This is a genomic window from Mesorhizobium sp. B2-3-14, from assembly GCF_006442175.1.
In the GTDB taxonomy this organism is placed as follows: domain Bacteria; phylum Pseudomonadota; class Alphaproteobacteria; order Rhizobiales; family Rhizobiaceae; genus Mesorhizobium; species Mesorhizobium australicum.
The window spans coordinates 632808-656229 of the sequence record NZ_VFVP01000002.1; the positions used below are offsets into that span (position 1 = coordinate 632808).

Sequence of the window (23422 nt, forward strand, 5' to 3'; positions counted from 1 at the left end):
TGTTCGCGGTTAAGCGTCTATTTCGGAAGTTGCTTAGTTGCCGGCTGAAAAAAGCCGCGCGCATTCGGTGTGCCCATCAGTCCGGCAATGGCCGGGTGGGCCATCAGAACTTGTAGTTCATCCCGATCCTGACGGTACTGAACGTGTTGTCGAAAGTCGTATTGGAGTTGGGCGCGTAGTTGATCGTCTGATCCCGCAGGTCGACATATCGGTATTCGGCATTTGCCGACCAATGATCGGTGATTGCCTGCTCCAGCCCGGCGCCAATCGTCCAGCCAATTTTGGTGTTCTTTTCGGAATAGCTGTCGGCCGGGCCATCGAGATACTGGTTCTCGACACCTCCGATAGCGAGGCCGCCGGTCCCGTAGACAAGGGTGCTGCCGAACGCATAGCCTGCCCTGGCGCTGATCGATCCGAACCAATCCACCCTGGTGTCGTAGACATCGCCTCCGCCGACATTGACCTCGTCGGAATGCCCCTTGATATCGGCGCCCGAAATATCGGCCTCGATCCCCAGAACCGCGGAATTGACCTGGTAATTGTAGCCGATCTGGACACCGCCCAGAAAGCCGTCGATGTCGTAGTCCTGCGTGCCCCGGATCGCTGGCGTATTTGGCAGGTTGTAGGTCGCGTCGGTTTTGCCGAAACCATAGCCGAGATGCCCGCCGACATAGACGCCGGACCAGTCATGCGCGGCCGGGCCCAGCCCGACGGCGTCGGCGGCGAACGCCTGTCCGCCAATCACAGTCAGCATTGCCGAAGCGAGCAACAGGGCTCTCATGACATTTTCACCGCCCGATCAGACGGTGTGACCATATCAAATTGACCCGGTCCGAGAAATCCGCATTCGTCCGATGCCGGATTACTCGGTTAAGAGTTGTCGGCTCGCAACACTCGATCCCGCCAATGCGGTCCGTGGCGCGTCGCCACCACACCTCAATCGGGGCCGGATCAATCCGATCGCGACCGCCGGTTCAGTCCAGATTGGCGATCGCCTGGGCCTTATGCGCGGCTTCGACCACCGCCAGCGCCGTCATGTTGACCACACCGCGCGAGGTCACCGAGGGAGTCAATATGTGCGCCGGCTTGTCGGTGCCGAGCAGGATGGGGCCGACATGCAAGGCATCCATCATGGCCCGCAGCGCCGTCAGCGTGATGTTGGCCGAATCGAGGTTCGGGAACACCAGGAGATTGGCTTCGCCCTTCAGGCGCGAATGCGGATAGACGCGCTGGCGCAGATGCTCCGACAAAGCGGAATCGGCGTGCATTTCGCCGTCGCATTGCAGCTCCGGCGCGATGCGCGCCAGGATCGCCGCGGCCTGACGCATCTTCAGGGCGCTCGGCGAATCGCGCGAGCCGAAATCCGAATGCGACAAGAGCGCCGCCTTCGGCTCGATGCCGAAACGCTGGATTTCTTCCGCCGCCAGCACGGTCATCTCGGCGATCTCGTCGGCCGTCGGGTCGACGGAGACGTGGGTGTCGGTAAGGAAGATGATGCCGCGTTGCGAGATCAGCATGGATAGCGTGGACAGGTCCCGGTCCTTGATGCCGGTGCGCGGCCCTATGATCAGCGTCACATTGCGCAGATGCCGCTCGAAACGGCCTTCGAGGCCGCAGACCATGGCGTCGGCATCGCCGCGCTTCAGCGCAAGTGCGGCGATCACCGTGTTGTCGGTGCGCACCATGGTACGCGCGGCCTCCGTCGTCACGCCGCGGCGGCCGGCGAGTTCGATCAGGAGGTCGACATAGTGGCGGTAGCGCGGATCGTCCTCCGGGTTGATCAGGCCGAAATCGACCCCGGGCTTGATACGCAGGCCATAGCGCTTCAGCCTGACCTCGATGACGTGCGGGCGGCCGATCAGGATCGGCTCCGCGATGCCTTCCTCAAGCACAACCTGGGCGGCACGCAGTACGCGCTCGTCCTCGCCGTCGGCGTAGATGACGCGCTTGGCGCTGGAGGCCTTGGCGGAAGAGAACACCGGCTTCATCACCAGGCCGGAGCGGAAGACGAAGCGGTTGAGCTTGTCGATATAGGCGGCGAAGTCGGTGATCGGCCGTGTTGCCACACCGGTGTCGCAGGCTGCCTTGGCCACCGCCGGCGCAATGCGCAGGATGAGGCGCGGATCGAAGGGCGAGGGGATCAGGAATTCGGGGCCAAAGACCGGCGTCTCGCTGGAATAGGCGCGCGCGGCGACATCGGAAGGCTCTTCGCGGGCAAGGGCGGCGATGGCCCGCACCGCCGCCATCTTCATCTCCTCGTTGATGGCGCTGGCGCCGCAGTCGAGCGCACCCCTGAAGATGTAGGGGAAGCAAAGCACATTGTTGACCTGATTGGGAAAATCGGACCGTCCGGTGCAGATCATAGCGTCCGGACGGGCCGCGCGCGCCACTTCCGGCATGATCTCCGGATTGGGATTGGCCAGCGCCAGGATCAGCGGCTTCGGTGCCATGTGTTGCAGCAGTTCCGGCTTCAGCACGCCGGCGGCTGAGAGACCGAGGAAAACATCGGCGCCCGGGATGACATCGGCCAGCGTGCGCGCGTCGGTGTCCTTCACATAAGGGTCTTTCCAACGATCCATCTCATCGACACGGCCCTTGTAAGCGACGCCGAACCGGTCGGTGACCCAGATGTTCTCGATGCGCACGCCGAGGGAAACGAGAAGATTGAGACAGGCAAGGGCGGCAGCACCCGCGCCGGAGGTGACGACCTTGATGTCCGAGACGGTCTTGCCGGCGAATTCCAGTCCGTTGAGCACGGCGGCAGCGACGATGATGGCGGTGCCATGCTGGTCGTCGTGGAACACCGGTATGCTCATGCGAGCCTTCAGGCGTTCCTCGACCTCGAAACACTCCGGCGCCTTGATGTCCTCGAGGTTGATGCCGCCGAAGGTCGGCTCCAGAGCGGCGACGGTTTCGACCATGCGCTCGATTTCCGGCGCGTCGATCTCGATATCGAAGACGTCGATGCCGGCGAACTTCTTGAACAGGACCGCCTTGCCCTCCATCACCGGCTTGGAGGCGAGCGGCCCGATATTGCCGAGGCCGAGCACGGCCGAGCCGTTTGATACGACACCGACCAGGTTGGCGCGCGCCGTGTAGTCGGCGGCAGTCGCCGGATTGTCGCGGATTTCGAGGCAAGGGGCGGCGACGCCGGGCGAATAAGCGAGCGCCAGGTCGCGCTGGTTGCCGAGCGGCTTGGTCGCCTGGATCTCGAGCTTTCCCGGCGTCGGGTGCTTGTGGAAATAGAGCGCGGCTTCGTCGAGGTCCGAACGTGCCGTTTTCTTGTTCTCGCCTTCCATGCGGCCGCTCCTCGAAACCTGCTTCGGGAGTCCTTTTAGCATGAGGCCAAGGTTTTTCGCGACGCTAATTGACGCGCCGGCAGCTTTAAGCGCCAGCGCGTCGAAGATCTCTAGATGTCAGGCACTTACGGCTGTTGCATGCCGGGTATTTCCCGCCGCTTTGCCGACATTTCGGTCAGAAAGCGCTGACGTAGAGACCGCCATCGACGGGTATATTCTGCCCGGTCAGGTAGCCGGCATGGACCGAGCAGAGGAAGGCGCAGATCTGGCCGAATTCCTCCGGCGTGCCGAGCCGTTTGGCCGGCACGTCGGCACTGATGCGGGTCTTGCGCGCCGCGGCCGCCTTGGGATCCTCCGGCGTGCCAGCCTCATGCGGGCCGCGCAGCCGGTCGGTGTCGAGCTTGCCGGGCAAGAGACTGTTGATGGTCACGTTGCGCTCGATCACCGTGCGCGCCACGCCGGCGAGAAACGAGGTCAGGCCGGCGCGCGCGCCCGATGACAGGTCGAGGCCGGGTATGGGGACATAAACCGATAGCGAGGTGATGTTGACGATGCGCCCGAAGCCGCGCGCAGCCATGCCGTCAATGACCGCCTGCACCAGTTCGATCGGCGTCACCATGTTCTGGGTCACGCCTTCGAGGATTTTGCCGCGATCGAGTTCGCGGAAATCGCGCAATGGCGGTCCGCCATTGTTGTTGACGAGGATGTCGGGTTCCGGACAGGCGGCGAGCAGCGCTTTCTGTATCTCCGGCTTCGAAACGTCGCCGACGACTTCCATCACCGTCACGCCATGGCGCTGGCGCAGCTCCGCGGCGGTTTTCGCGACCAGCTCCGCATTGCGCCCATTGACGACGATGTCGCAGCCCGCCTCGGCCAGCGCCATGGCGCAGCCACGGCCAAGCCCCTTGCTCGAAGCGCAGACGATGGCCTTCTTTCCGCGGATACCGAGATCCATGACGATTTTCTCCTTTGATTTGCCCGGCAGGCTAGCGCTAGCGCTGGACCAATCGCAACCGTCATACGGTTGTTGCATGAATCGGGGCATAGGCTGCTCGAAAGCAAGGGTGAATCCGCGATGTCAGGCCAAGAGCCCCGCACTTTCCGCAGCATGTTTATTTCCGATGTCCATCTGGGCTCGAAGGCGGCGAAGGCCGATTTCCTGATCGACTTCCTGCGCTACCACGACGCCGACATCATTTATCTGGTCGGCGATATCGTCGACGGCTGGCGCCTGAGGCGCAGCTGGCATTGGCCGCAAAGCCACAATGACGTCGTGCAGAAACTGCTGCGCAAGGCGCGCAAGGGCGCCTCGATCACCTATATCGCCGGCAATCACGACGAATTCGCCCGCCAGTTCCAGGGCGTGCATTTCGGCGGCATCGTCGTTGCCGACCGCGCCATCCACGAAACCGCCGATGGCCGGCGGCTGCTGGTCATCCATGGCGACCAGTTCGACACCGTCGTCCACAACCAGCGTTGGCTCGCTTATCTTGGCGACCATGCCTACGACGCCGCCATGCAGGTCAACCGGGTGATCACGCGGCTGCGCCAGCTGCTCGGCCTGCCTTACTGGTCGTTTTCGTCCTGGGCCAAGGTCAAGGTCAAGAAGGCGGTGAACTTCATCGGCTCGTTCCAGACAGTGCTCAGCGAGGAAGCGCGACGTTCGCATGTCGACGGCGTCATCTGCGGGCATATCCACCATGCCGCCATCGAAAGCTATGGCGACGTACAATATATCAACACCGGCGACTGGGTGGAGAGCTGCACCGCCGTGGTCGAGCATTTCGACGGCCGCATGGAAATCCTGACCTGGGCGCATGTATTGCCTGAAGCGCTTGACGAGCCCTTCATCCCGCTGCTGATCGAGGACAGGGTGGTGCAGGCGGCCTGAGGCGGAAGCGGGCCCTGCAATTTCCGGTGTTAATCGACTGGTCCAGCCGGTTTCGCCCGGTTTTTGCTCATGTTAAGGATCGGCTTGCGCTGCTCGCCAGTCGTTGAGCGCAGCGTCATTGGATCGATTCATGCCGCTGCCACCGCTTTCGCCCGAACAACTCGTGAAGCCGAGCCGTTTTGAACTGCGCATGAGCCTGATCTTCGGCACGTTGTTCATATCGCTTGGCACCCATTTGCCCTATTTCCCGCTTTGGTTGCAGGCCAAGGGGTTTCATGCCGAGCAGATCGCCGTCATCCTGGCGGCGCCGATGTTCCTGCGCGTAATAACGACGCCGCTGCTGACCACACTTGCCGATCGAGCCAGGGACCGCGCCGATGTCTATGTCGTGCTCGTCGCCGCATCGCTGCTGCTCTCCGCGGGATACTTCCTGACCCCGACATACGCGACGGTGCTGGCGGTGTCGCTGGTGCTGACCATTGTCTGGACGCCACATTCGCCGATCGCCGATTCGCTGGCGCTTTCGGGTGTGCGCCGCTTCGGGGCCAATTATGCGAGCATGCGCAAATGGGGGTCGATCTGTTATCTCCTGGCCAATGTCGCGGGCGGTTTCATCCTGGCGGCCAGCGGCCCTGGAGCCGTTCCGGTGATCATATTCCTTGCCCTTGGCGCGGCACTCATCGCAGGCCTGCTGGCACCGCGCATGGGACGGCCGCGAAAGGCCTCGCCGCTGTCGGCAGTGGAAATCCAGCATGCGGCGCCAAGCCTGTTCAACGCTTATTTCCTCTCCTTCACCCTTGGCGTCGGCATCATTACAGCCAGCCACGCCTTCCTCTACGGTTTCGTTTCCATCTATTGGAAATCGATCGGCATCAGCGATTCCGTTGTCGGCCTGCTGTGGGCGTGGGGCGTGGTGTCGGAAGTCTGCATGTTTTTGTTTTTCAATCGCATTTTCGCCTCCGTGTCTGTCGTCAAGGTGATGGTGATTGCCGGCGTCGGCTCCGTTGTGCGCTGGATCATCTTTCCACTGATATGGCCGCTCGGCCTCGGCATCGCCGGCTTCTTTGCCGTGCAGTCGCTGCATTCGGTGTCTGTCGCAATGGTGCTGATCGGCCTGCAGAAAATGATCGGCGAGACCGTCTCCGAAGAGCGCACGGGTACCGCGCAAGGCATCGCCTATTTCTTCAACGGCTTCTTCATGGCCGCCGTTACGCTTGTTTCCGGCCCGCTCTATGACCGTCTCGGTGTCGATGGATTCCTGGCGATGATCCCGATCGCGATCGTCGGCCTTATGCTGATCGGGTTTGCCGCGCGCTCAGCCCCACAGAGCCCGGTCCGGGGGTGAGACGAGCGATCCCTGATAAACGAGACCCGGCACACGATCCCGGGCAAGCAGCAGCGGGCCGTCGAGGTCGACGAAATCCGCTCCTTGCGCGAGCAGCACCGCCGGCGCCATTGCCAGCGACGTGCCGACCATGCAGCCGACCATGATGCCAAAACCCAGCTCACGGGCGCGGTCGCGCAAGGTGAGCGCCGCCGTCAGTCCGCCGGACTTGTCGAGCTTGATGTTGACGGCGTCGTAGAGGCCGACAAGCGCCTCGAGGTTTCCTGCTTCATGGACGCTCTCGTCAGCGCAGATCGGCACCGGATGGGCTATGTGGCGCAGGATGCCGTCACGGCCCGCCGGCAGCGGCTGCTCGATCAAGGCGATATCTTGCTTCGCGGCAAAAGCGAGATTCGCGACGATGTTGTCGTCGGTCCAGCCTTCATTCGCGTCGAGGATCAATCGGCTCCCGGGCGCCGCCTGCCTCACCGCCTGGATGCGGGCGGCGTCGTTGTCGCCGCCGATCTTGACCTTCAGCAGCGGCCTGCCGGCATTGGCGCGGGCCTGCGCCGCCATCGCCTCCGGTTCGCCGAGCGACAGCGTGTAGGTGGTTTCGAGCTGATGCAAAGGGGCCGGCCAGATTGCGTTCGCCACCGGATTGCCGCTGATCTTGGCTTCAAGGTCCCACAGGGCACAGTCTATGGCGTTACGCGCCGCTCCGGCAGGCATTGCGTCGAGCAGGGCGGCACGGTCCATTCCGCCGGCGATCCGGTCGCGCATCGCCGCGATCGCGCCGCTCACGCCGTCCATGGTCTCGCCATAGCGCTTGTAGGGAACGCATTCGCCGCGACCGACATGGCCGTTGTCGCTGATCGTGCAGGTGATGACCTCGGCCTCAGTCTTGGAGCCGCGCGAAATGGTGAAGGTCCCGGCGATCGGAAAACGTTCGGCCTCGACCGAAATGACACGCGCCATATTTTTCTGCTCCGGCTATGCGAGAAGGGTTGTCGGCAAATCGACAAGGTCGGACCCATCAGGCTAAACAGGACGCCATGTTGACCATCGGCAAACGCGACGCAAGCGGCACGACCGCCTCGGGGGCCGACCACGACCCGCGCGTCGCGGTCGGCGAGGAGGATGGGGTCCTCGGCTGTGCGTTCTCCGGGATCTGGACGACGCGGACGGTGGCGCTGATTGACGCCGAGATGCGCAAGATCGAGAAACGAAGCGGTTTCAAGATGTTGGCGCTCGATCTTTCGAAAATCGAGAAGATCGACACCGCCGGCGCCTGGCTGATCGACCGGCTGGTGAGCGTTTTCGAGAAGAAGAACGTCGAGGTAAGGCTGCAAGGCCAAAGTGACGTCGCTTCCATCCTGCTCGAAGCGGTGAGCGAGGCCGTCCGGCGCGAACCCGAAGCCGGACCGGCGGGACCGCCCAACATTGTCATTCGGGCACTGGAGGCGGTGGGCCGGCGCGTCTACGAGATGCGCGACGATTTCCTCGCCTCGATGAACATATTGGGCGCCACCATCCGCGGCGCGCAGATGAAGCTCGGCCGTGGCCATGCCGTGAACCCGGCGGCGATTTTCAACCAGATCGATCGCATGGGCGTCGGCGCTATCCCCGTGGTGGTGCTGATGTCGGCGATCGTCGGCGCCATCGTCGCCCAGCAGGGTGCCTATCAGCTCAGCTACTTCGGCGCCGACATCTTCGTCGTCGACCTGGTCGGCGTGCTGATCCTGCGCGAACTCGGCGTGCTGATGACGGCAATCATGATCGCCGGCCGCTCCGGCAGCGCGATCACCGCCGAAATCGGCTCGATGAAGATGCGCGAGGAGGTCGACGCGCTGAAGGTCATCGGCCTCAATCCGATCGGCGTCCTGGTCTTTCCACGTCTGGTTGCCCTTGTGATCGCCTTGCCCTGCCTGACGATCATCGCCAATTTCGCCGCGCTCGGCGGCGGCATTGTCGCGGCCTGGCTCTACTCCGATATCCCCCCCGCTGCCTTCATCGACCGGTTGCGTGTCGCAATCGATCTCAGCACGATTTTCGCCGGGCTGATCAAGGCGCCGTTCATGGCCATGATCATCGGCACGATCGCTTCAGTCGAGGGCATGAAGGTCGGCGGCAGTGCCGAATCGCTCGGGCAGCACGTGACCGCTTCGGTGGTGAAGTCGATCTTCGTCGTCATCATTCTCGACGGGCTTTTCGCCATGTTCTACGCAGCGATCCAGTTCTAGTAACATGGCAAAGGGAAACGGAATCACGACTGAGGCGCCGGACGAGAGCGAAATCGTGCTTTCGGTGCACGACGTCACCGTTGCCATCGACGACAAGCTGATCCTCGACAAACTGTCGCTCGACATCAAGCGCGGCGAGATACTGGGGTTCGTCGGTGCCTCGGGCGCCGGCAAGTCCGTGCTGTTGCGAACCATTCTCGGACTGATGCCCAAGCAGTCGGGAACAATCAAACTGTTTGGCGTCGACGTCGACAAGGCAAGCGATCTCGAGCGGCTGCGCATCGACATGCGTCTTGGCGTTCTGTTCCAGCATGGGGCGCTGTTTTCGGCGCTGACCGTGATGGAGAACGTGCAGGTGCCGATGCGCGAATATCTCGATCTGCCAAGAAAGCTGATGGACGAACTGGCGCTGCTGAAAATCGAGCTGGTCGGACTGCCGCCGGATGCGGCGCAGAAGTTTCCCTCCGAACTCTCCGGCGGCATGATCAAGCGCGCGGCACTTGCCCGCGCCCTGGCGCTCGACCCCGACATCGTTTTTCTCGACGAGCCGACGTCAGGTCTCGATCCGATCAGCGCGGCGGAGTTCGACGAACTGGTCGTCAAGCTGCGCGACACCATGGATCTGACCGTCTACATGGTGACCCACGACCTCGACACGCTGTTTACCGCCTGCGACCACGTGGCGGTGCTCGGCAAGAAAAAGGTGCTGGTCGAAGGCACGATCGACGACATGCTGAAGAGCGAGGAGCCGTGGGTAAAATCCTATTTCCGCGGAAAACGCGCACGGCAACTTGATCTTGCCGCACGTGCATAGCCATAAGTGAAGCAATGGAAACCAGAGCCAACTACGTCATTGTCGGCATTTTCACGCTGGTTGCGATCCTGGCGGCGTTCGCCTTCGTCTATTGGACGGCGGCGATCGGCGACAGGGGCGAGACGACGCTGCTGCGGGTGCGCATTCCGGGCTCGGCCTCTGGTCTCGGCCGCGGCAGCTTCGTGCTGTTCAACGGCGTCAAGGTCGGCGACGTCAAGCGCGTCTATATCGACGTCGACAATCCGACTGTCGCCATCGCCGACACCGAGATCGACCGGATGACGCCGATCACCAAGTCGACGCAGGCCGATATCGGCCTCGCCGGCCTCACCGGGCAGGCCAATATCGAACTCAAGGGCGCCGACCCCAAGGAAGTCAAGCTGCTCGACCGGGCCGAGAAGGAAGGCAAGGTCGCCGAGATCGTCGCCAATCCTTCTGCCGTGACCAATCTGCTGCAGACGGCGCAAAACATCTTCACCCGCGCCGACAAGGTGCTGTCGGAGCTGGAAGGCTTCACCAAGGACGTACGCGGGCCGCTGACGCAGACCGTCCAAAACGTCCAGACGTTTTCCGACGCATTGGCCAGGAATTCCGACGGGATCGACAAATTCCTGTCCGCCGTCAGCGCGCTGTCCGATGAGCTGAAAGGCGTTTCAGGCAAGCTCGACGGCACGTTGAAGGCAGCGGAAGGCCTGCTGAATGCCGTCGACAAGGACAAGATCAAGAGCATCGTTGCCAATGTCGATGCGGTGACGGGGAACCTCAAGGAAACCTCGCAGCAGCTGGACGGTGTGATCAGGAATGTCGATACGGCGGTGGGATCGGTCAACGATTTCGCCAAGCAGACGCAAGGCACGCTGGCCAAGGTCGACGGCGTGCTCGACGGCATCGATCCGGCGCAGGTGCGCCAAGCGCTCGCCAACATCCAGAAGGCCAGCGACAGCGCCAACAAGGCGGCTGCCGATATCGCGGAGGTGACCGGCAAGATCGCCAATCGGGCTGACGACATCGACCAGACGATCAAGGACGCCAGGCAGCTGGCGCAACGGCTCAACGACGCCTCGGTGCGGGTCGACGGCATTCTCGCCAAGGTCGACAAGCTGCTCGGCTCGGGCCAGGCCGACGGCGTGATGGCCGACGCCAGGGATACGCTGAAATCGTTCAAGCAGGTCGCCGATACGCTGAATGCCCGGCTTGGGGTTATCACCGACAATCTGGCGCGCTTCTCGGGCCAGGGGCTGCAGAATGTCGAGGCGCTGGTGCAGGATAGCCGCCGCTCGATCAACCGCATCGAGGAGGCGGTGACCGATCTCAGCCGCAATCCGCAGCGCATCCTTTCGGGCGGCGACGGCGAGGTTCGGCAGTTCGACGGCAGGGCGCGGCGTTGACTTCGGCATCGGCCCGCCGCAAGAACAGTGCTCGTGAATGCGGGTTGATCTTGCGATCAGGGGATAACGGGGATCACGCGTGAGATTGAGTAGGCTTGGAACGGGCGGGTTGAAATCGGCTGCGGTGCTGCTTGTCCTGGCGGTTGCCGGCTGCGCGGCGCTCGGCGGCAAGCCGGCACCGCTCGACACGTTCGAACTGTCGGCGCCGTCGGTCGACGCGCATGGCCACAGCCGCAAGCAAATCCTGATCGCCCAGCCTTCGGCGCTGAAGGCACTGGACAGCCAGAACATCGTCATCAAACCCTCCGACGGCTCGATCCAGTATCTGAAGGGCGCGCAATGGGCCGACCGCCTGCCGCTGATCGTGCAGGCGCGGCTGGCCGAGACATTCCAGCGCTCGGGCAGCTTTGCCGGCGTCGGCAAGCCGGGCGAGGGGCTGGCGATCGACTATCAGGTCATCGTCGAGGTTCGGTCCTTCGAAGTGCGCGTCAATGGCGGCGAACATGCCGAGGTCAACCTGTTCGTGCGCTTGCTCAACGACCGCAACGGGGAAGTGAAGGCTTCCAAGAGCTTCACCGCATCGGCACCCGTTTCGGGGAGCGGCAACCCGGCCTATGTCGGCGCGCTCGACGCCGCCTTCGGCGATGCGGCCAAGCAGGTCGTTCGCTGGACCGATTCGGTGATCTGAGCGCCAGGCGCGCCGGGATTCCACCAACGCTTCCGGGTTACGGACGGTCGAAGGTGTCCGGCCGCAGCTTTCCAGTCTTCATCAGGTGCTGCAGGGTGTAGGTTACGGACAGCGCATCGTCGAGCGCGTCATGCCCCTGCAGTGGCGGATGTTCGATAATCCGCAAGCTTGTTGCTCGGCGTCCTTGCCAGGTCCTCGATCGGCATGCCGGCCGCGACCAGCAGCTTGACCGCATTGTCGAACCGGGTGGCCGGGATAGGCGGCCTGATGCCCGCGACATAGCAACTGATGGCGATCATGTTCAGTTTGTCCTTGCCCCAGGACCACAGCCGCGCTCCGGCGGAAAACCTATCGACGCCGGCCAGGGCGTCTTTCAGCGCAATGCCCTCGGCCTCGATGATTTCTTCGGTGATGCCGGTCAGTCCAGTGAAGAACGGATCGAGCGTGTACCGCTCGCCAAACCGGTCGACCGGTCTGATATAGGCCTTGTGCGTGCCCAGCACGGGGAATCACCTTCGAGGCCGAGCCTGCCGCGCCGATCTGCGCAATGATCGGATCGAGATCATGGGCCGCGCACCAGAATCGGCGTTGTGATCCCTCAAGGCAGAGAAATTCGCAGTCGAAGATGATTGCCGTCTTCACAACTCAGGATCCGGTTCCGGAAAGCGAGATCAAACCCGGACCCGTCTCCGGGTGGCGAGTCAGTTCCTTCAAGAAAAAGGCGGGAGACAAGCCCCCGCCTTTTTCGGTTTGGCTTGTCGACCACCTAATGCAGGCGGCCGCTTGCATGGGCCAGCATGGTGTAGACCTTGCCGGTGTCCGACGTGAGATAGGTCTGCGCCATGATGTTGTCGCGGTCGTTGCGCGAGACATCTTTCAGCAGCTTCTCGAAATCGTCGCAATAGCGGTCGACGGCGGTGCGGAATTCGGCCTCCGCCTGGTACTTGCGGCGGATTTCATCGAACGTCTGCTGGCCCTTGAGCGTGTAGAGCCTGCGCGTGAACACGTCACGCTCGCCACGCCGGTAGCGGTTCCACAGCTCGATCGAGGCATCGTGGTCGATGGCCCGCGCGATATCGACGGACAGCGAGTTCAGCGATTCCACGACATGTGCCGGCGAACGCTGGGCAGGGGCCGCGCGCGGGGCTTCCGCTGGCGCCTGGGGAGCCGCCGGCCTGAGCTCGGCATCGTTCGACGCGGCGGTCAAGAGATCGCGCACCCAGCCGCCTTGCGGCGCGCGGGCAGTGGCGTCGGTGGCACGCTGGCGCGGTGCTGCCTCAGCCGGGCGCTCCAGATCGAGCGTGCCGCGCAGTCCCGCGCCGCCCAGTGGCGCCTGTGGCGGGCGCAGATCCGCCTGCGGTGCCGGGGCGCGACGGGGCGGCTCGGCGGCGCGTGCCGCCGGCGCCTGCGGCGCAGGACGCAAGGGGCGCGGTTCTGAAGTGTCGCCGCCACGACCGGACTTCGCCACGATGTCCGAAAGCTCCTTCAAGGCGTTGATCTGCTCGGAAACCGCGCGGCGGATGGCCGATGTCGACTCCTTTGCCTCTTCCGGCATCTCGATGACGCCCTTCTTGAGCTCGGCGCGGGTGAGGTCGAGTTCACTCTTGATCGAGCCCGCGGTGCGCCGCATCTCCTCGGTCGCATCGGCGAAACGCTTGGTTGCCGAATCGACGACGTCGGTGATGGCGTTGCGGATCTTGTCGGCGGACTCCATCGTCTTGCCCTCGGCGTTCTGCAGGGTCTGGCCGACGAGATTTTCGAACGAGCGCATGACCCTTTCGAGATCTTCCGACTTCTTGACCAAGCCGACGGCGAGGTCCTCAAGTGAGGACTGCCTTTCCAGCGTGTGTTCGAGGTTGCTCTGGGCCGAGCTCAACAGGTCCGAGGCGCTGGCCAGCAAGCGGCTGTGTTCATCGAACTTGGTGGCGATCGAGGCGACTTCGCGCAAGGTCGACGACGACAGTTCCGTCAGCCTCATCGTGTTCGAATCGACCAGACGCGCCGAGCTGGCAAAGGTCTGCGCCGCCTTTTCGGTGGTCGCCGCGAAGCTTTGCGTGCTGCCGGTCAGACGTTCGTCGACCTCGCCGAGGTTGACCGCGGCCTGCTCGATCAGCTGACCGAGCTGCGAGCTGGACTCGGTCATGCGGCCGATCAGATCGGCGACGCTGTCGGACAGCGACGAGCGGGCGCCTTCGACCGCCGACAAGGTCTCGGCGGTGCGGCTGGCCAGTGCGTTGACCAGGGCTGCATTCTCGCTGCGCAGCTTCTCGGTCGCGCGTTCGGTGACCTCTTCCATACTCTTTTGCAGTTCCGAGCCGCCCTGGGCGAAGCGCTCGACCAAAGGCCGCGCGGTTTCGTCGAGGATCTTCGACATCTCGGCCGACCGCGCCGCGAGCATGGTGTTGAGCTCGCGGGTGTTGGCGCCGATCGTCTTGGCCGCGTCATTGGTGCTCTGGCCGATATGTTGTCCGACCGCGGTAAAGGTTTCCGCGATCACATTGGCACGCGATACGAGTTGTGCCTCGGCACTCGACACCTGCTCGTTGAGCTTCTGGCCCATCGTCTCGGTGGTGTAGGCGAGCCGGTTTTCGACCCCAGCGATCTGTTCTTCGACACGGGCGGCCGCTGCCGCCGCGCTCGATGCAAGACGCTCGTCGGCGCCAGCAAGTGCCTGCTCGATTTCGCGGGCGTGCACGGCCAGTTCCTGACCGGTCTGGCGGGCGCGATCGGCGACCCGCTGCTCGGTGCTTGCAAAGGCGCCGACAATGGTCTGCGCATGCTCGCCGATCGTCGAGGTGCTGTCGGCGATGCGCGAAACCAGGCGCTGGTCGGCGTCGTCGAAGATGCGGGCGATTTCGGATGCCCGGCTGGACAGCGCGTCCGAACCCTCGGCGATGCGCGAGACCAAATGCTGGTCGGCGGCATCGAAGATACGACCGAGGTCCGACGCGCGGGCGGCGAGCGCCTCGGCGGATTCGCCGATGCGCATGCCGAGCCGCTGGTCGGCGCTTTCGAAGTTCCGCAGGATGTCGCCGGCGCGGGCGGCCAGCGACTGCGCCGTTTCCACGGCACGGGCGACCAGCTTCTGGTCGGCCGCGTCGAACGTGCCGGCAATCTCGCTTGCGCGGGCGGCCAGCTGATCGGCGGTTTCCTGGGCGCGGGCGGCAAGCTTCTGGTCGGCCATGTCGAAGGTGCCGGCGATCTCGCCGGCGCGGGCAGCGAGTTGATCGGCGGTTTCGTGGGCACGGGCCAGCAGCGAGCTGGAGGTGTCATCGGCGCGGGCGAGCAGGGCGTTCGACGTATCCTCCGCACGGGCGTGGAGGCGACGATCGGCCTCCTCGAAGGTGCGGGCGATGTCTTCGGCCCGGGCCAGCAGGGCGGCGGACGTCTGCTCGGCGCGCTCGGCGATCTTGCGATCGGCGTCGCTGAAAGCCGCACCGGCCTGTTCGTGCAGCGTGCTGGTGACTTCCAACACCTTTTCGCGCAATGCGCCGGCGACGAAGACAGCGCTCTTCTCGAGCACGTTGCGGACGTTGTCGACACCAGTCGAGAGCGCGCGCTCCATGGTGCCGGCGCGTTCCTCGATGATGCCGGTCTGGCGGCTGAACGCCTGCTCGATCTTGTCGACATCGGCGGCGATCGCGGCGGAAATGTCCGTGCTCCTGGCCGCGATCTGGTCGATGTGGCCGGACAGCGAACGATCGACCTCCTTGCGGCTCTCGGCGAGCTTGCCGAGATCATCTTCCAGCGCGCGGCTGAGCATGTTGCGGCCTTCGGACAACTTGCCGACATGTCCGGCGATGATATCGTCGATATCGCCGCGGCTTTCGGTCAGCTTCTGCAGGTCGGCTTCGAGAGCACGCTTGAGAATGTCGCGGCCTTCGGCGAGCTTCTCGACCTGGCCGGCGACCAGACCGTCGATGCTGGAGCGGCTTTCGGCCAGCTTGGCAAGGTCTGCCTCCAGCGCACGCTTTAGGACATCGCGGCCTTCGGCAAGCTTCTCGACCTGGCCGGCGACCAGACCGTCGATGCTGGAGCGGCTTTCGGCCAGCTTGGCAAGATCGTCCTCGAGAGCCTTCGACAAGGTCGAACGCTCCTGCACAAGCCGTTCCGCGTGATTGTTGACGTGGGTGCCGACAGTCTCAAGGTCGGCCTCAAGCGCCTTCGACAAGTTCGAACGCTCCTGCACAAGCCGTTCCGCGTGACTGCTGACGTGGCTGCTGACAGCATCGAGATCGGCCTCAAGCGCCTTTGACAGTGTCGATCGCTCTTGGGCAAGTCGGTCCGAGTGGCTGTTGACAAGGCTGTTGACGGTTTCGAGATCGGCCTCCAGCGCGCGGGCGAACTGGGCGCGGTCGTCGACCAGTTTCTGGGACTGATCGGCAACGGTGTTTCTGACCGTGCTGAGGTCGGCTTCCAATGCGCGGCGCAGGATGTCGCGACCCTCGGCGAGCTTCTCGACCTGGCCGGCGACCAGACCGTCGATGCCGGAGCGGCTTTCGGCCAGCTTGGCGAGATCGTCCTCCAGCGCCTTCGACAAGGTCGAGCGATCCTGAACCAGCCTGTTCATGTGGTCGGCGATGACGCTGTTCACATTCTGCAGATCGGCTTCCAGAACACGTGAGAGCTGCCCGCGATCCTCGGCCAGCCTGTCCGACTGGCTCGATATGACGTTCTTGATCGTATTGAGGTCGGATTCCAGCGCACGCTTGAGGATGTCGCGGCCCTCGGCGAGCTTCTCGACCTGGCCGGCGACCAGACCGTCGATGCTGGAGCGGCTTTCGGCCAGCTTGGCGAGGTCGGCTTCGAGCGTCTGCGACAGCAGGCCGCGGTCTTCCGCCAGGCGTCCCGAATGGCTGTCGATCAGCCCGCGTATCCCCGACAGGTCGCTTTCGAGCGAACGGCCAAGCTGCGTGCGGTCCTCGGCCAGTTTCGCCGAATGCGCCTCGATGAGGTTCTTGATACCGGCAATGTCGTTTTCCAGCGCCTTGGCGAGCACCGCGCGGCCCTCGGCGATTTTCTCGACCTGGCCGGCGACAAGGCCGTCAATGTCGGCGCGGCTCTCGGACAATTTGCCGAGATCGGCCTCCAAGGCGCGCGACAAAATGTTGCGGCCTTCGGCCAGTTTTCCAACATGCCCGGCCACCATTTCATCAATGATGGTACGAGCTTGCACCAATTTTCCGGAGTCTTCGTTGAGAGCCAGTGAGAGCCGGTTGCGGCCTTCTTCCAGCCTTTCGAGGTGGCTGCCGAGCGACGCATCGATGGCGGCACGCGATTCGTTGACCTTGCGCAGGTCTTCTTCGAGCGCACGCGCTATCAGGCTGCGGCCTTCGGCCAGCCTCTGCACCTGGTTGGTCACCGCCGCATCGATGCCGGCGCGGCCTTCGTCGAATTTCTCCAGGTCCGCTTGCATGGCTGCCGCCATGCGCTCGCGGCTCTCGGAGAGCTTGCGGCTATGGTTTTCGACGGCTTCTTCGATACCGACGCGCGCGTCGGCGAGCCGCTGGATGTCGGCATCGAAGGAGCGCGACACGACGTGGCGGGCTGCCTCCATGCGGCCGGCGAAATCGCTGGCGCGCGCTTCGAGCATGGAAGAGGTCGAGGTGACGATGTCGGCCATGTCGGCGCCGATCTGGGTCTTGCCCTGATCGATCATGGCCGACAGCGTGTCCTTGCTCTCGGCGAAGGTGTGGGCGATTTCGCGCGCGCGCTCGACCAGCGTTTCGTTGATCTGGCGGGCGCGGGCTTCCAGCGCGGCATTGAGCTTCTGGGTGCCGGTGTCCAGCGCTTCGGCGCGGGTCTGAAATTCACTGATCAGCGCCTGGCCGCGTTCGGCCAAGGTGCGTTCGATGCCGTTGAGGCTGGCCTCGAACTCGGAATTGAGGGTGCGCGCGGCGCCGCCGAGCAGCGACACCATGCCGGTGGTGCGATCGTCGAGCAGGTCCGTCAACGAACGGGTCAAGCCGTCCGTGGTGTCCGTCAGCTTGGCGATACGGGTGTCGAGCAGGCTGGCGAAAGCCTCGCCGGAGGTGGAAAGCCTGTCGGTAATGTTGTCGAGCCGGCCCTCCACCGAATCGAAGATCGACATCGAGCTTTCGTTGATGCGGTCGATCAGCGTGTCGCCGGAATTGGTGATCGTCATCGACAGTTTGGTCGACGCGTTGAGGATGCTGTCACGGATGATGTCGCTTGCCGCGCCGATTTCATCGCGCAGCGTCTCGTGCGCGCCGGAGATCGAGGCGCGGACGCGTTCGGCATGGGTGACCACTGCTTCGCGTTCGCTGCCCAATCCGTCGACCAGCGACCTGATGCGGGTTTCGTTTTCCGAATAGGAGCGCTCGATCTGGTTGACCTCGCTGTGGACCAGCGTCTCCAGTTCGACGGCACGGGCAAGGGTGCGTTCGATGCCTTCGCCCATGGCAGCCACCTCGCGGCGGACGGCCTGACCGATCATCATGACGCGATCCTGGGCCATGTTTTCCGGCTCGGTCAGGCGGAAGGCCACTTCCGTCATCGATTGCGCGGCGATGCGCATGTCCTGAGCGCGGCGAATCATCGTCGCGAAGGCCCAGAACAGGATGACAGGCACGATAGCCGCGACGGCAAGGCCGATCAGTTCGGGGCGGGCGAAGAACTGGTCCAGCGTGCGGATCCGCCAGATGCTCGGTCCAAAAAGCAGGTTCGCCAGTCCGCCGGCGCCCGCGATCCAGGCAAGCGAGACAAAGGCGATGACCCAGTAAATGGTGTTGGAGGCGCGCCTGTTCAGGCTGTGCAGAAGGGTCTTGTAATCTTTCTGACGATCGTCGTTGGCTGGCGCGAAGCCGGCGGGCTGGCCACCATTGCGCGTGTCAACCGGGCGAAGTTCGGCCGGCTTGGCGTTTGGCGCGGGCTTCGCGGCCTGGGGCTGATTGACGACGGGCGCCGGCTGCTGATTGCGTCCCTCGCGTGCCAGTTCGTCGGCGGCCTGCGATATCTGCGCTTCCAGATCTTCCATCGAGGCCGCGATATCGAGGTCGCCGCTATCGGTATCGCCGCTCAGGTCGAGATCGAGCGCTTTTTCGAGTTCCCTGGCTACGTCGCTGTCGAGAGTTCTGGTCGTTGTTGGTTTCTTCGCCATGCCTTCGCTACCCTGTACTAGCTGCCGCGGGGGCTTATAATTGTGCTTGTCTTACCCCCGCGCAGGAGGCTGAAAATGGACCCTCGTATCGTAATGACACAGGGGGGTAAAGAAAACATGCATTCCGCGGGATACGTAAAACTTTAAATATAAGGTTAACGGAAGCGTGATTTGGGCGCCGCTTTCGCAACATTTTTCCGGGCCATCCATTAACCCGTTGTCCACTGGATTCGCCTAGGTTTTCAGGCGACCGAAGAAAATGGAGTTCGAGTTCATGCGTGGCGAAAGCGGCATTGCCTTCTCAATGCCGGGGGGCGACGTATCGGGAACGAGGCAGTCCCGACCGGTCGATTTGGCACACCTTGCCCGGCAAACGATGGGCGACCGCGCCCTCGAGCAAGAGGTGCTGGCGCTGTTTGTACAGCAGGCACTGTCGGTACGCGACAAAATAGTCGATGCCGACATCAAGGACCGGCTCCTGCTGGCTCATGGTTTGAAAGGGTCGGCCCGTGGCGTGGGTGCCTTCGCCATCGCCGATTGCGTCACCGATATCGAGCATCGCCCGGAGGACGCCCAGACGCTCAAGCGGCTCGGCAGGCTGATCGACGAAGTGCGCGACTTCATCGCCGCCATCAATCGCTGATCCAGGTTTGCGACAAAAACGTCACGGAGCGCCGCTTTCGCACGGCAGTTGACTTGTTTGCCGGAGTGATTATCTCGGGCGAAACTCGCTTTCCCCTCGGGCGAACTCCCTTCGTCCGGGGCGAAACTCCCTTCAGGTGACAAATGACCAAACTGACCTTCATCGCCCATGACGGCACACATTTCGACGTGGACGCCGAAAACGGCTCGACGGTCATGGAAAACGCCATCCGCAACGCTGTCCCGGGCATCGAGGCGGAGTGCGGCGGCGCCTGCGCCTGCGCGACCTGCCATGTCTATGTCGATGAGGCATGGACGGCCGAAGTCGGCGAGCCCGAGGCGATGGAGGAAGACATGCTGGACTTCGCCTACGACGTCCAGCCGAACTCGCGCCTGTCCTGCCAGATCAAGGTACGCGACGCGCTCGACGGCCTGATCGTCCGGGTGCCCGAGCGTCAGGGCTGAAGCCAGCACGGGCGATTTTTGCCGCTGACGCTTGGCAGCGGGCCGCTGGTCATGCAGTCTCGCCCGGACTTTCGCAGCGAGGCGCATCATGACCGGCATCATCAGCACAGACGTCCTCATTGTCGGGGCGGGGCCGGTCGGCCTGTTCGCCGTGTTCGAGCTCGGCCTGCTGGACCTGAAATGCCACCTGATCGACATCCTCGACAAGCCCGGCGGCCAATGCGCGGAACTCTATCCGGAAAAGCCGATCTACGACATTCCCGGCTGGCCCTCGATCTCGGCGCAAGGGCTCGTCGACAAGCTGCTTGAGCAGGTCGCGCCGTTCCAGCCTGAATTCACCTATAACCGCATGGTCTCCAGCCTTGAGAAGCTGGAAGACGGCGGCTTTCGCGTCACCACGGACGAGAACGAGGTATTCGAGGCCAAGGTGGTGGTCATCGCCGCCGGCGGCGGCTCATTCCAGCCGAAGCGCCCGCCGATCCCGGGCATCGAACCCTATGAGGGCAAGAGCGTCTTCTATTCGGTGCGCCGGATGGAGGATTTCCGCGGCCATGACCTTGTCATCGTCGGCGGCGGCGACTCGGCGCTCGACTGGACGCTGAACCTGCAGTCGATGGCAAAGAGCGTTACACTGGTTCACCGGCGGGCCGAGTTTCGCGCGGCGCCCGACAGCGTCAACAAGATGTACGCCATGCAGGAGATGAAGCAGCTGGAATTCAGGGTCGGTCAGGTGACCGGGCTCACCGGAGCCGATGGCCAGCTGTCATCGGCCACCATCAAGGGTGGCCCGGATGGCGACATCGAGGTACCTTGCACCCGCATGCTGCCGTTCTTCGGACTGACCATGAAGCTCGGCCCGATCGCGGAATGGGGGCTCAATCTCCATGAGAACCTGATCCCGGTCGATACCGAGAAGTTCCAGACCTCGGTGCCCGGCATTTTCGCGGTGGGCGACATCAACTGGTATCCGGGCAAGCTGAAGCTGATCCTGTCGGGCTTTCACGAGGTGGCGCTGATGGCGCAGGCCGCCAAGCGCATCGTCAGCCCCGGCGAGCGCATCGTGTTCCAGTACACGACCTCGTCCACCAGCCTGCAAAAGAAGCTCGGCGTCTCCGGCTAGTTATTCCGCCAGGATCGGCGCCGGATCATCGACGTGGCCCCGAAGTTCTTTCTCGGGCATCAGCGTCAGCGTGACGAGGCCCAGCCCCAGAGTGCCGGCCGCGACGAGAAAGATCATCACGAAGGGTTGGGCCGATACGACATGTCCAGCCACCTGAACGCCTTCGCCGGCCAGCGGCAACCCAAAGCCAAGAGCCACCGCGCCGAGCATCGCCACCCCCAATGCACTGCCCAGCGAACGCAGAAAGGTAAGCACCCCCGTCGCCACGCCAAGATGCATGCGGTCGACGGCGTTCTGCACGGACACGGTGGTTACCGGAAATGTCGTGCCGGTTCCCAGCCCGATACAGATGGTCAGGGCTTCGACGACAAGCAGCGATGCATGGCCGGCGACAAAAGCCAGCAGGCCCGTGCACAGGATGGCGAAGACGACGCCGACCATGGCGATGCGCTTGTAGTGGGTGAAGCGTGGTATCAGGCGGCCGCTGGAAGCGGCGCCGCCCACGGTTCCAAGCAGAAGACCAAGCATTGCAATGCCCGACTCGCTGGCCGTGAGGCCGAGTATCGACTGCAGATAGACCGGCAGATACACGGCAAGGCCGACGCTGGAGGCCTGGAGCAGGAACATCGACAGGGTGCCGGCCAGGACGATCGGGTTGCCCAGCACCTCGAGCGAGATGAGCGGTTCGGCCGCCCGCATCAGCCGCAAGGCAAAGGCGCCCCAGAACAGCGCGGAGCACGCCAGGACGCCGATGACTTCCGGCGATAACCAGGGATAGGCACTGCCGCCCCAGTTCAGTGCCAGCAGCAACAGCGCCGTTGCCACGATCAGCAGCAATGCGCCGAGGCCATCGATGCTGTGGTTCTTGGCCGCGATGGGCAGCTTCTTGAGCGGCTTGTTGATGATTGCCATGGCAAGAAAGCCCAGCGGGATATTGATCCAGAAAATGAGAGACCAGTGCAGATGCTCAGCGAAGGTGCCGCCCAGCAGCGGCCCGGCGACGCTGGCAACGGCCCAGGTGCCGGAAAACCACGCCGCATAGCGCGCCCGCTCGCGCGGCGGGACGAGGTCTCCGACCACGGTCTGCGTCAACGCGAAAAGACCACCGCCGCCGGCCCCCTGGATCGCGCGACCCAGGATGAGGACGAACATGTTGGGGGCCAGTGCGCTGACCAGCGATCCAGCAAGGAAGATGAGGATTGCCGCGTAGACGGTTGGCCGACGCCCATAGACGTCGGAAATCTTGCCGTAGAGCGGTGCCACGGCGGTTGCGGTCAAGAGGTAGCCGGTGACGATCCATGGCAGGTATTCGGCATGGCCGAGCAAGCGCCCGATGGTCGGCATGGCGGGCGCGACGATGGTCTGGTCGAGGGCTGCCAGCAGCATCGACAGGAGAACGCCGCCAATAATGGCGTTCTTTTCGCTTTCGCTCAGCGGCGCGCTCACGGCCTGCTTGTCGACAGCCTGGTCCATAATCTTCTCGTCCATGCGCTTTGCGCTGCCGCATCACCATTGGGCTTGTCTGGTGCATCCGCGGCGCGATCGATCGTGATGCCCGTGCTTCCGGATTGTGCCCTTGGCAACCTTGGATATGTCGTTCCGTATAGGCCGATTTCGACGGTTGCTCGAAAAAATTCCAAGCTGGCACTACGCTTCCGCCCGGTTGGCTTGCACCCAGGCGAACGGAGGCGGCGGGGAGATTCAGGCCGGCGGCCGCAACTGGCCGCTCTCGATGCGCTCCATCCGGTAACGCAGCAGCCGCAGGATGCGGCTTTCGAAATTGGCGCCTTCGACACGGTCGAACCGCACCTGGTCCCTATCGTGTTTGGCAAGCTCGGCCGCCGTGATCGCGGCGGCCTTGGCCTTTGCGGCGTCGCAATCCTTCTGCGGATAAGCTGCCTTCAGGGCGTCTTCCAGCGCGCGGCCGTGGTTCTGGGCGATCTCGACATGGCGGTCTTCATGGCGCTTGATGTCGGCGGACAAGGTATCCCAGAACAGCCGCACATCGGCGTCGGCTTTGCGCGGGCGGCGCCATTCGGGAAGGATCACCTTGACCTTGACGGTGACGACCGCGTCGGCGATCCGGCAGGAGCCCGGCTGGCTGGCGTAGCTGATGCGTGTCGTGAAAGCCATCTGGGTGGCGCCAGGGTGGCGCGACCCCGTGCTTTTGACCTGGGGCCCGTGTTTGGCAAGTTGCTGCTCGATATCCTCCAGCGTTCTGCCGCCAATGGCGAAATAGCTGTATGTCTTCACCAGATTGGCCGCATTCGCCGGAACGGCGGCGGTAAGCAGCAGCGCGCAGAGCAGGGATCGTATCATCATGTTGCCTCTTCAATCACCTTGCTTTACGGCCTTCGCCGGCGCAACGGAATTGATCCAATGCGGATCACACATCGTTGATGACATCTTGGTTGATGAGCCCATGGTTGAA

At 63.5% G+C, this 23422-nt stretch carries 16 protein-coding genes and 1 pseudogene; 9 read left to right on the top strand and 8 right to left on the bottom strand.

Annotated features, from left to right (window positions below; translation table 11 throughout):
* Positions 1-103: 103 nt before the first annotated feature.
* From FJ950_RS07710 to FJ950_RS07720, 3 genes are all read right to left on the bottom strand, one after another.
* The gene (locus FJ950_RS07710; RefSeq protein WP_140616248.1) at positions 104-781 is read right to left on the bottom strand and encodes an outer membrane protein; all 678 of its coding nucleotides are present in this window, start codon (positions 779-781) and stop codon (positions 104-106) included.
* 193 nt (positions 782-974) lie between these two features.
* Positions 975-3299: an NADP-dependent malic enzyme gene (locus tag FJ950_RS07715; RefSeq protein WP_140616250.1), complete on the bottom strand. Its 2325-nt coding sequence runs from the start codon at positions 3297-3299 to the stop codon at positions 975-977.
* Between the two features lie 175 nt (positions 3300-3474).
* The gene (locus FJ950_RS07720) at positions 3475-4254 is read right to left on the bottom strand and encodes an SDR family oxidoreductase (RefSeq protein ID WP_140616252.1); all 780 of its coding nucleotides are present in this window, start codon (positions 4252-4254) and stop codon (positions 3475-3477) included.
* Positions 4255-4407: 153 nt separating this feature from the next.
* On the opposite strand from FJ950_RS07720, the gene FJ950_RS07725 reads away from it, so the two are divergent.
* Together FJ950_RS07725 and FJ950_RS07730 are read left to right on the top strand one after the other, a co-directional pair.
* Entirely contained in the window at positions 4408-5190 is a 783-nt protein-coding gene (locus FJ950_RS07725; RefSeq protein WP_181171109.1) for a UDP-2,3-diacylglucosamine diphosphatase, read from the top strand.
* A 130-nt stretch (positions 5191-5320) separates the two neighbouring features.
* Complete coding sequence (locus FJ950_RS07730) at positions 5321-6535, top strand: MFS transporter (RefSeq protein ID WP_140616256.1); 1215 nt, start codon at positions 5321-5323, stop codon at positions 6533-6535.
* On the opposite strand, the gene dgcA is transcribed toward FJ950_RS07730, so the two are convergent.
* Positions 6506-7489 carry an N-acetyl-D-Glu racemase DgcA gene (dgcA, locus tag FJ950_RS07735; RefSeq protein ID WP_140616258.1) on the bottom strand — a complete coding sequence of 328 codons (984 nt, stop codon included), beginning with the start codon at positions 7487-7489 and terminating at the stop codon, positions 6506-6508. The genes FJ950_RS07730 and dgcA overlap by 30 nt on opposite strands.
* 77 nt (positions 7490-7566) lie before the next feature.
* On the opposite strand from dgcA, the gene FJ950_RS07740 reads away from it, so the two are divergent.
* The 4 genes from FJ950_RS07740 (at position 7567) to FJ950_RS07755 (ending at position 11644) form a co-directional block, all read left to right on the top strand.
* The gene (locus FJ950_RS07740; RefSeq protein ID WP_015317665.1) at positions 7567-8754 is read left to right on the top strand and encodes an ABC transporter permease; all 1188 of its coding nucleotides are present in this window, start codon (positions 7567-7569) and stop codon (positions 8752-8754) included.
* Between the two features lie 4 nt (positions 8755-8758).
* The gene (locus FJ950_RS07745) at positions 8759-9568 is read left to right on the top strand and encodes an ABC transporter ATP-binding protein (RefSeq protein ID WP_023783273.1); all 810 of its coding nucleotides are present in this window, start codon (positions 8759-8761) and stop codon (positions 9566-9568) included.
* Between the two features lie 14 nt (positions 9569-9582).
* Entirely contained in the window at positions 9583-10956 is a 1374-nt protein-coding gene (locus FJ950_RS07750) for an MlaD family protein (protein ID WP_140616260.1), read from the top strand.
* A 109-nt stretch (positions 10957-11065) separates the two neighbouring features.
* Positions 11066-11644, top strand: a complete 579-nt coding sequence (locus tag FJ950_RS07755; RefSeq protein ID WP_246681287.1) for an ABC-type transport auxiliary lipoprotein family protein — start codon at positions 11066-11068, stop codon at positions 11642-11644.
* 37 nt (positions 11645-11681) lie between these two features.
* On the opposite strand, the pseudogene FJ950_RS07760 reads toward FJ950_RS07755, so the two are convergent.
* A pseudogene (locus FJ950_RS07760) lies at positions 11682-12286 on the bottom strand (exonuclease).
* A 124-nt stretch (positions 12287-12410) separates the two neighbouring features.
* Positions 12411-18764 carry a kinesin gene (locus FJ950_RS07765; protein WP_140616264.1) on the bottom strand — a complete coding sequence of 2118 codons (6354 nt, stop codon included), beginning with the start codon at positions 18762-18764 and terminating at the stop codon, positions 12411-12413.
* A gap of 274 nt (positions 18765-19038) precedes the next feature.
* Between FJ950_RS07765 and FJ950_RS07770 the strand changes: the two genes are divergently transcribed.
* The 3 genes from FJ950_RS07770 (at position 19039) to FJ950_RS07780 (ending at position 20991) form a co-directional block, all read left to right on the top strand.
* A complete protein-coding gene (locus tag FJ950_RS07770; protein ID WP_015317671.1) occupies positions 19039-19407 on the top strand; it encodes an Hpt domain-containing protein in 369 nt (122 codons plus the stop codon).
* A gap of 143 nt (positions 19408-19550) precedes the next feature.
* A complete protein-coding gene (locus FJ950_RS07775) occupies positions 19551-19871 on the top strand; it encodes a 2Fe-2S iron-sulfur cluster-binding protein (protein WP_015317672.1) in 321 nt (106 codons plus the stop codon).
* An 88-nt stretch (positions 19872-19959) separates the two neighbouring features.
* Positions 19960-20991 carry an NAD(P)/FAD-dependent oxidoreductase gene (locus tag FJ950_RS07780; protein WP_140616266.1) on the top strand — a complete coding sequence of 344 codons (1032 nt, stop codon included), beginning with the start codon at positions 19960-19962 and terminating at the stop codon, positions 20989-20991.
* On the opposite strand, the gene FJ950_RS07785 is transcribed toward FJ950_RS07780, so the two are convergent.
* Both FJ950_RS07785 and FJ950_RS07790 read right to left on the bottom strand, forming a co-directional pair.
* Positions 20992-22464: an MDR family MFS transporter gene (locus FJ950_RS07785; RefSeq protein WP_140616512.1), complete on the bottom strand. Its 1473-nt coding sequence runs from the start codon at positions 22462-22464 to the stop codon at positions 20992-20994. It abuts the gene before it with no gap.
* Between the two features lie 228 nt (positions 22465-22692).
* The gene (locus FJ950_RS07790) at positions 22693-23313 is read right to left on the bottom strand and encodes a DUF922 domain-containing protein (protein ID WP_140616268.1); all 621 of its coding nucleotides are present in this window, start codon (positions 23311-23313) and stop codon (positions 22693-22695) included.
* Positions 23314-23422 lie beyond the last annotated feature (109 nt).